The organism is Actinoplanes sp. NPDC026623, from assembly GCF_040638275.1.
GTDB lineage: Bacteria > Actinomycetota > Actinomycetes > Mycobacteriales > Micromonosporaceae > Actinoplanes.
Map to the genome: position 1 here is coordinate 1 of NZ_JBEZXZ010000309.1, position 6,995 is coordinate 6,995.

The 6,995-nt window shown below is 71.2% G+C and carries 5 protein-coding genes; all 5 read left to right on the plus strand.

All coding sequences use genetic code 11. From position 1 onward, the window contains the following. The coding region (locus tag AB0F10_RS43095; RefSeq protein ID WP_360639722.1) for an acyl carrier protein at window positions 1–458 on the plus strand (458 nt) is incomplete at its 5' end. 66 nt (window positions 459–524) lie between these two features. Continuing rightward, window positions 525–1,034 (plus strand): pyridoxamine 5'-phosphate oxidase family protein, encoded by a 510-nt coding sequence (locus AB0F10_RS43100; RefSeq protein ID WP_360639725.1) that lies wholly within the window; start codon window positions 525–527, stop codon window positions 1,032–1,034. A gap of 341 nt (window positions 1,035–1,375) precedes the next feature. After that, entirely contained in the window at window positions 1,376–4,588 is a 3,213-nt protein-coding gene (locus AB0F10_RS43105; RefSeq protein ID WP_360639728.1) for a S8 family serine peptidase, read from the plus strand. Between the two features lie 27 nt (window positions 4,589–4,615). Further along, window positions 4,616–4,828 carry a hypothetical protein gene (locus tag AB0F10_RS43110; protein WP_360639731.1) on the plus strand — a complete coding sequence of 71 codons (213 nt, stop codon included), beginning with the start codon at window positions 4,616–4,618 and terminating at the stop codon, window positions 4,826–4,828. 70 nt (window positions 4,829–4,898) lie between these two features. Further along, on the plus strand, window positions 4,899–6,995 hold a 2,097-nt coding region (pepN, locus tag AB0F10_RS43115; RefSeq protein WP_360639734.1), incomplete at its 3' end, for an aminopeptidase N.

Consider the following 6,995-nt stretch of genomic DNA (forward strand, 5'->3'; position numbering starts at 1 on the left):
CGGCCGGCCTGGAGGCGATAGGCGCGGCCTGGCAACGCGGGGAGAGCGTCCGGTGGCCGGAGCCGGCCGCGCACGCCCGCCGGGTGCACCTGCCGACCTACCCGTTCGCCGGCGAGAGTCACGGCGCCCTGACCCTGACCGGTGTGGAGCGGGCCGAGCCGGACGGCACCGGCGGCCAACTGACCGAAGCGGCCGTCGTCGAGCTCTTCCTCACCTCGCTGGGCCGGACCGAACTCGACGACGCCGGACAGTCGTTCACGGGGCTCGGCGGTGACTCCCTCGGCGCCATCCACCTGGCCGGCCGCATCCGGGACACGTTCGATGTGGACGTTCCCATCGAGTTGTTCCTGGAGCCGTTCCCGTTGACCGAGCTGATCAGCCGGATCACCCGCCACCGGGACGGTGCCGGCGGATCCGTGCTGGCCGGCCTGCTCGACGAGGTGGAAGCCGCCGGATAAATGGTGTCCCGTCATCGGCCGTGTTAGCGTCGCTCGACCACTGTCTTTCCCCACTTCGGAGGTGTGGTGGAGCCGACGAGCGAGCACATCGACCGGCGATACAGCGACGAGGCGGCCGAGCCGGTTCCCTGGGTGGGCGCCGAGGCGAGGCTGGCCGCGGCGCAGATCGCCTGGGTGGTGACCGTCCGGCCCGACGGCCGTCCACATGCGACTCCCATGGTCCCGGTTACCCTGGAGGGGAAGGTCTACTTCCACACCGGCAGTGCCGAGGTGAAGCACGCCAACCTCCAGGCCAATCCCCGCGTGCTCGTGCTCGCCGGTGACACCGCCTGGGAGCGGGGCCTCGACGTGGCCGTCGAGGGGACGGCCGCGCCGGTGACCGACGACGCCCTGCTGCGCCGACTCGCCGACCTCTACCGCAGCCGCTGGGACGGCCGCTGGGAGCTCGACATCCAGGACGGTGAGGTCGTCCCGAAGACTCCCGGCTCCCGGCTCGTCGTCTTCGAGGTGACCCCGGACAAGGTGCGCGGCCACGCCAAGGGCGATCCGTTCGGCCAGACCGACTACCGCTTCTGAGTCGGTCGAAGAGCTCACCGACCCCGGTCGCGAGCAGCCCGGACACGAGGTCGAGGACCCGGCGTCGCGGTTCCGGGCGGGCGAAGCGTGCCTCGATCGTGTCCATCAACGTCTCGAACAGCTCAGACCACCGTCGAGCGTCGGCAAGCGTCCTCATTGTATTGAGCACGTCACGAGACGCACTCTCGAGACCGTGAAACCTACCGTCGGAAAGCGAAGGATCTTGCCTGTCACGCCCTGCATGACAGGGCTTCTGCCCTGGAGGACGGTAAGTGCGAAAACTTCTCTCATTGGGTCGGCGTAGCGTTGCCGTATTGCTCGCCTCTGGCCTAGCGGCCGGCATGACGCTCGCGGGCCCACCCTCGCCCGCCAACGCCGATCCGACGGACACGCCGGGAAACATCAAGGGCGCGCGGTCGGACACCCTCGATGCGCACGACGCCGATTTGCTCGCCCGGGCGAAGGCGAAGGGCGAGCAGCACGTCATGCTCATCGTGGCTACGGAGAAGGGCGACGCGGACGATGTCGCGACGGAGCTCGAGAAGCTGGGCGGAAACGTCGCCAAGCGGTACGACTCGATCGGCTACGTCCGGGCCCGCGTCCCCATCGGGTCGGTGGAGAAGGCCGCGAAGCTGCCGGGTGTCGCCGCGCTCGACCTGAACGAGTCGATCCCGCTGCCTGACCCAACGCCGGACGCCAAGGCGGCCCCGCGCGGCGCCATCACGCAGGCCGTCGCCGGCCCTGGCCCGGACACGCCGGCCGCCAACCCCTTCCTGCCCACGCACGAGACCGGCGCGGTCACCTTTAAGCGGCAACACCCGACCTGGGACGGGCGCGGCGTGACGATCGGCATCCTCGACTCGGGTGTCGACCTCGACAACCCCGCTCTGCAGAAGACGTCCACAGGTGAGCGGAAGATCGTCGACTGGTTCACCGCGACCGATCCCATCTTCGACCCGGACGGCACCTGGCGAGGCATGCACACGACCGTGACCGGGCCGACCTTCACGTTCGCCGACGCCACCTGGACGGCGCCGGCCGGTTCGTACAAGATCAACCGGTTCAACGAGGCGAGCACCATCCAGCCGCCCGCTTCGCCACCCCGGCCCGGCGACCCCACCGGCGACGTCAACCGCGACGGCGACACCACCGACCTCTTCGGGGTGTTGTACGACCCGGTGAACCACGACATCCGCGTCGACACCAACCAGAACCATGACTTCACGGACGACGCCGTGATGCGCCCGTACGCGGAGAAGTTCGACGTCGGTCACTTCGGCACGGACAACCCGGCCACGGCGGTGCGCGAGCAGATGCCGTTCACGGTGGAGGTCCGCGAGGACGTCGACACCACGCCGGTGGGCGTGCCGGGCGTCACCGACTTCGTGAATATCGGCATCATCGAGAGCTCGCACGGCTCGAACGTCGCCGGCATCGCCTCCGCCAACGACATGCTCGGCAACCCGGTCTTCGACGGCGTCGCCCCCGGTGCGAAGATCGTGTCCGGCCGCGCCTGTAACTGGAACGGCGCCTGCACCTCCGCGGCGCTCCTGGACGGCATGGCCGACCTGGTCATCAACCGAGGCGTCGACGTGGTCGACCTGTCGGTCAGCGGCCTGCCGGCGTTCAACGACGGCGGCAACGCCCGTGCCCAGCTCTACAACCGCCTGATCAGCGACTACGGCATCCAGCTGGTCCTCTCGATCGGCAACGACGGTCCGGGCATCAACTCGGCCGGCGACCCCGGCGTGGCCACCGACGTGATCGGTGTGGCAGCCAGCGTGAGCAAGGAGACCTGGCTGGCCAACTACGGCTCCTCGGTGCGGGCCAAGAACGCGCTGTTCAACTTCTCCTCCCGTGGTCCGCGGGAGGACGGCGGGTTCAAGCCGAACATCACCGCACCGGGCTCGGCGATCACGACCGGGCCGATGTGGCGGCCGGGCTCGCCGGTGGCCGAAGCGGGCTACCCGCTGCCGCCGGGTCTGCTGATGTCCAACGGCACCACGATGGCCGCGCCGCAGACCGCCGGCGCGGTCGCGCTGCTGCTTTCGGCAGCGAAGGCGACCGAGCGGAGTGTCACCCCGGCCGCGCTGCGCCGGGCGCTCTACGGCTCGGCGAAGTGGATCCACGGCGAGCCGGCGTACGGGCAGGGCAACGGCATGGTCAACGTGCCGGGCGCCTGGCGGCTGCTGCGCGCCGGCGTCGAGACCCGCACGTACACCTCGTCGGCACCGGTCTGCACCGAGCTGTCCGACTTTCTCACCCCTCCCGACCAGGGCACCGGCATCTACAACCGGTGCGCCTCGGCGAGCGGTGGACAACGGCCGGGTCAGTCCAGGTCGTACAAGGTCAACCTGACCCGTACCAGCGGCCCGGCGACGAACATCCGGCACGAGCTGAACTGGCTCGGCAACGACGGCACGTTCTCGGCACCGCGCAACGTGACGTTGCCGCTAAACAAGACCGTCGGTATCACCGTCACGGCGAAGCCGTCGGTCGGCGCGCACGGCGCGATCCTCCGGGTCGACGACCCGGCGACGCCCGCCGTGGACTTCGAGGTGATGAACACGGTGATCGCGTCGAACGACGCGAAGCAGCCGAACTACTCGGTCAACGTCGCGGGCCAGGCGGACCGGAACTCGTTCAAGAGCTACTTCGTCACCGTGCCGCCGGGCGCGGCCGCGCTGCAGGTGAACCTCTCCGCCATCGCGACCGGCTCGCAGACCCGGTTCATCACGTTCAACCCGCACGGCATCCGGCAGGAGGACATCAACAGCGCATTCTGCTACACGAACTTCTCCGACCCGGCCGCCTGCAAGCCGCAGGAGCGGTCGTACGAGAACCCGGTACCGGGCGTGTGGGAGATCCAGGTCGAGGCTCGGCGTACCTCGCCGGCGCTCAAGAACCCGTTCACGCTCAGCGCGCGGGTACAGGGCGTTACGGTGGAGCCGCCGGTGATCGAGCTGCCCGCCGTGACGGCGGGGCAGGCCAACCCGGTCGGCTGGAAGATCACGAACGAGTTCGGCCCGATCAACGTGTCCGCGCAGGGCGGCTCGCTCGGCAGCGCCTCGATGCAGCGTCCGACCATCGCCGAAGGCCAGGTTCAGACGTTCGACGTGGAGGTGCCGGCGGGTGCGACCCGGCTGGACGTGAAGATCGGCAACCCGACTGACCCGGGTGCCGACCTCGACCTGTACGTATTGCTCAATGGCGTGCAGGTCGACTTCGACGCGGACGGCGACGCCGAGGAGTCGGTGTCGATCTCGAACCCGGTGGCGGGCAGGTACACGATCAAGATCGACGGGTTCGCCGTGCCGGCCGGCTCGACGCCGTACGACTACCGCGACGTGTTCTTCGCGTCGGCGCTCGGCGAGATCTCGTTGCCGTCGGCGGTGGTCCCGCTGGCGCGCGGCGCGTCGACCACGATCAGCGGCACCGTGACCGTCAACTCCGTCCCGGCCGACGGTCGCAGCCTCTTTGGCGAAGCCGCCATCGCAACCGACGAGGGCGCCGTGGTGGGCCGCGCCGGCGTAACGATCGGCTCGGTCAGCTGACACGTGGCAGGTGAACACGTCTGGCCGATGGGGACGGGAGACACGGCGATCTCGTGTCTCCCGTCCAGCCACTCCGGCGGCCGCTTCTACCGCCACTATTACCCCCTCGCGCGGGGCGGCCAGGTCACCTGCGTGGCCGACCCCGCCTGGATGGACGGGCTGTCGCCCGACGAGCTGGTTCGCCGCCGGATCCTGGCGCCCGGCGAGCGGGACACCCTCGAAATGCCTCGGCAAGCCTGAGGCATTTCGATCGGTGAATCCCTTCTCGCGTCGTAAGATCGGGCGAAAGCCGCCGGCACGAGGGGAACCGATGAGCATGCGCAGTCTCACCCAGGCGGAGGCGGCCCGCCGCGCCGCCCTGCTGTCGGTGCGGCACTATGACATCGAGGTCGACCTCACCGCCCTGCCCGACGGGCCCGAGGTCCGCTGCGTGTCCACGGTGACCTTCACCTGCGCCGAGCCGGGCGCGGAGAGCTTCATCGACTGCGCCGCCGAGGTCGTGTCCGCCACGCTGAACGGCGAGCCGCTGAAGCCCGCCACGGACGCGCGGATCCCGCTGCCCGGGCTCGCCGCGGAGAACGAGTTGCGGGTCGAGACGGTGCAGGCGCGGACCACCGACGGCACCGGGGTGCACCGGGCCGTCGATCCGGCCGACGGCGAGGTGTACGTGTGGACCACCTTCGAGCCGGACGGCGCGCACCACGTGTGGGCCTGCTTCGACCAGCCCGATCTCAAGGCGCCGCATGCGTTCACCGTGACCGCGCCGGCCGCCTGGACGGTCACCAGTAACAGCGGCGATCCCCTGGTGCAGGCCCACGGCGACGCGCGGCGCTGGAGCTTCCCGGCGACGCCTCGGCTCTCGCCGTACAACACGGTGGTGAACGCGGGGCCGCTGCACGAGATCCGGCGTTCGGCCGGCGGCTACGACCTCGGCGTCTTCGCCCGCCGCTCGCTGATCGCGGTGCTCGAGCGGGACGCCGACGAGATCTTCACGGTGACCGCGCAGGGCCTGGCCTACTTCGGCGAGGTCTTCGGCATGCCGTTCCCGCAGGCCAAGTACGACCAGGTGTTCATGCCCGAGTTCGGCGGTGCCATGGAGAACTACGGGTGTGTCACCTGGACGGACGCCGCGCTGTCCCGCACCGCGCCGACCCCGGCCGAGCGGCAGGCACTGGTCACCGTGCTGCTGCACGAGATGGCGCACATGTGGTTCGGCAACATCGTGACCATGCGCTGGTGGGACGACCTCTGGCTGAACGAGGCCTTCGCCGAGTTCGCCTGCTACTGGGCGGCGACCGAGGCGACCCGCTACACCGACGCCTGGGCCGGCCTGCTCGCCGGGGGCAAGCTGCGCGCGTACCTGGCCGACCAGGGGCCTATCTCGCATCCGATCCGTCAGCCGGTGCGCGACGTCGCCGAGGCGGCGTCCTTCTTCGACGCGATCACCTACCCCAAGGGCGCCGCGGTGCTGCGGCAGCTTGCCGCCTATGTCGGCGAGGAGAGCTTCGTCGCCGGCATGCGGAGGTACTTCGCCCGGCACGCCTGGGGCAACACCACGCTCCAGGACCTCATCGACGCGCTGGCCGAGGCGTCCGGCCGGGACCTGGACGCGTGGCGGGCCGGCTGGCTCGACACGGCCGGCACCGACCGGCTGACGCTGGAGCCCGGCGATGACGGCCTGGTGCTCGCCGGGCGCGGCCCGCAGGGCCCGCCGCGGCCGCAGGTGCTCACCGTGGGCGCGTACACCCGCGGGGCCGGCGGGCTGACCCGCACCGCGCGGGCCGAGGTGGACGTGCAGGGCCCGCGCACCCCGGTCGCGCTGCCGGCCGGCGCCGACCTGTACCTGATCAACGACGAGGACCTGACCTTCGCCGGCACCCGGCCGGCCGGTGGCCTCGAGGCGCTTGTCGCCGCGGCCGCCGAACTGCCGACCGCGGTGGCCCGCGGCGTCGTGGTGGCCACGGTGTGGGACATGCTCACCACCGGCGAGGCGACGGCGGACGTCGCGGTCCGGTGCCTGTGCTCGGTGCTCGCCCGCGAGACGTCGGACGCGGTGATCGAGCCCTATCTGCGGCTGGCCGGCGACGCCGCCGAGCTGTGGGCCGGCGACGGGCGGCGCGGCCCGCTGCTGGCGGCGGTGGCCGAGACCTGCGCCGCGCTGGCGGAGGATCCCGGCCGCCGGGTGGTGGCGCTGCGCGGCCTGGCCCGAGCCGCCGGCCACCTGGACGAGGTCGACCGGCTGCGGGACGGCGCCGGCGACGACGTCGACCTGCTCTGGCGGGCCCTGCAGCGGCGGGCCGAGCTGGGCGGGGACACCGGCGACGAGGTGCGCGAGCTGCTCGCCCGCGACCCCGACCCGGACGCCCGGTTCCGGGCCCTGGCGGTGCGGGCGGCGGCGCCGGCGCCG

What these genes read in the sequence shown, in the direction of transcription:
- AB0F10_RS43105 (WP_360639728.1), top strand. Translation starts at nt 1,376, where the DNA reads ATGACGCTCGCGGGCCCACCCTCGCCCGCCAACGCCGATCCGACGGAC.
- AB0F10_RS43110 (WP_360639731.1), top strand. Translation starts at nt 4,616, where the DNA reads ATGGGGACGGGAGACACGGCGATCTCGTGTCTCCCGTCCAGCCACTCC.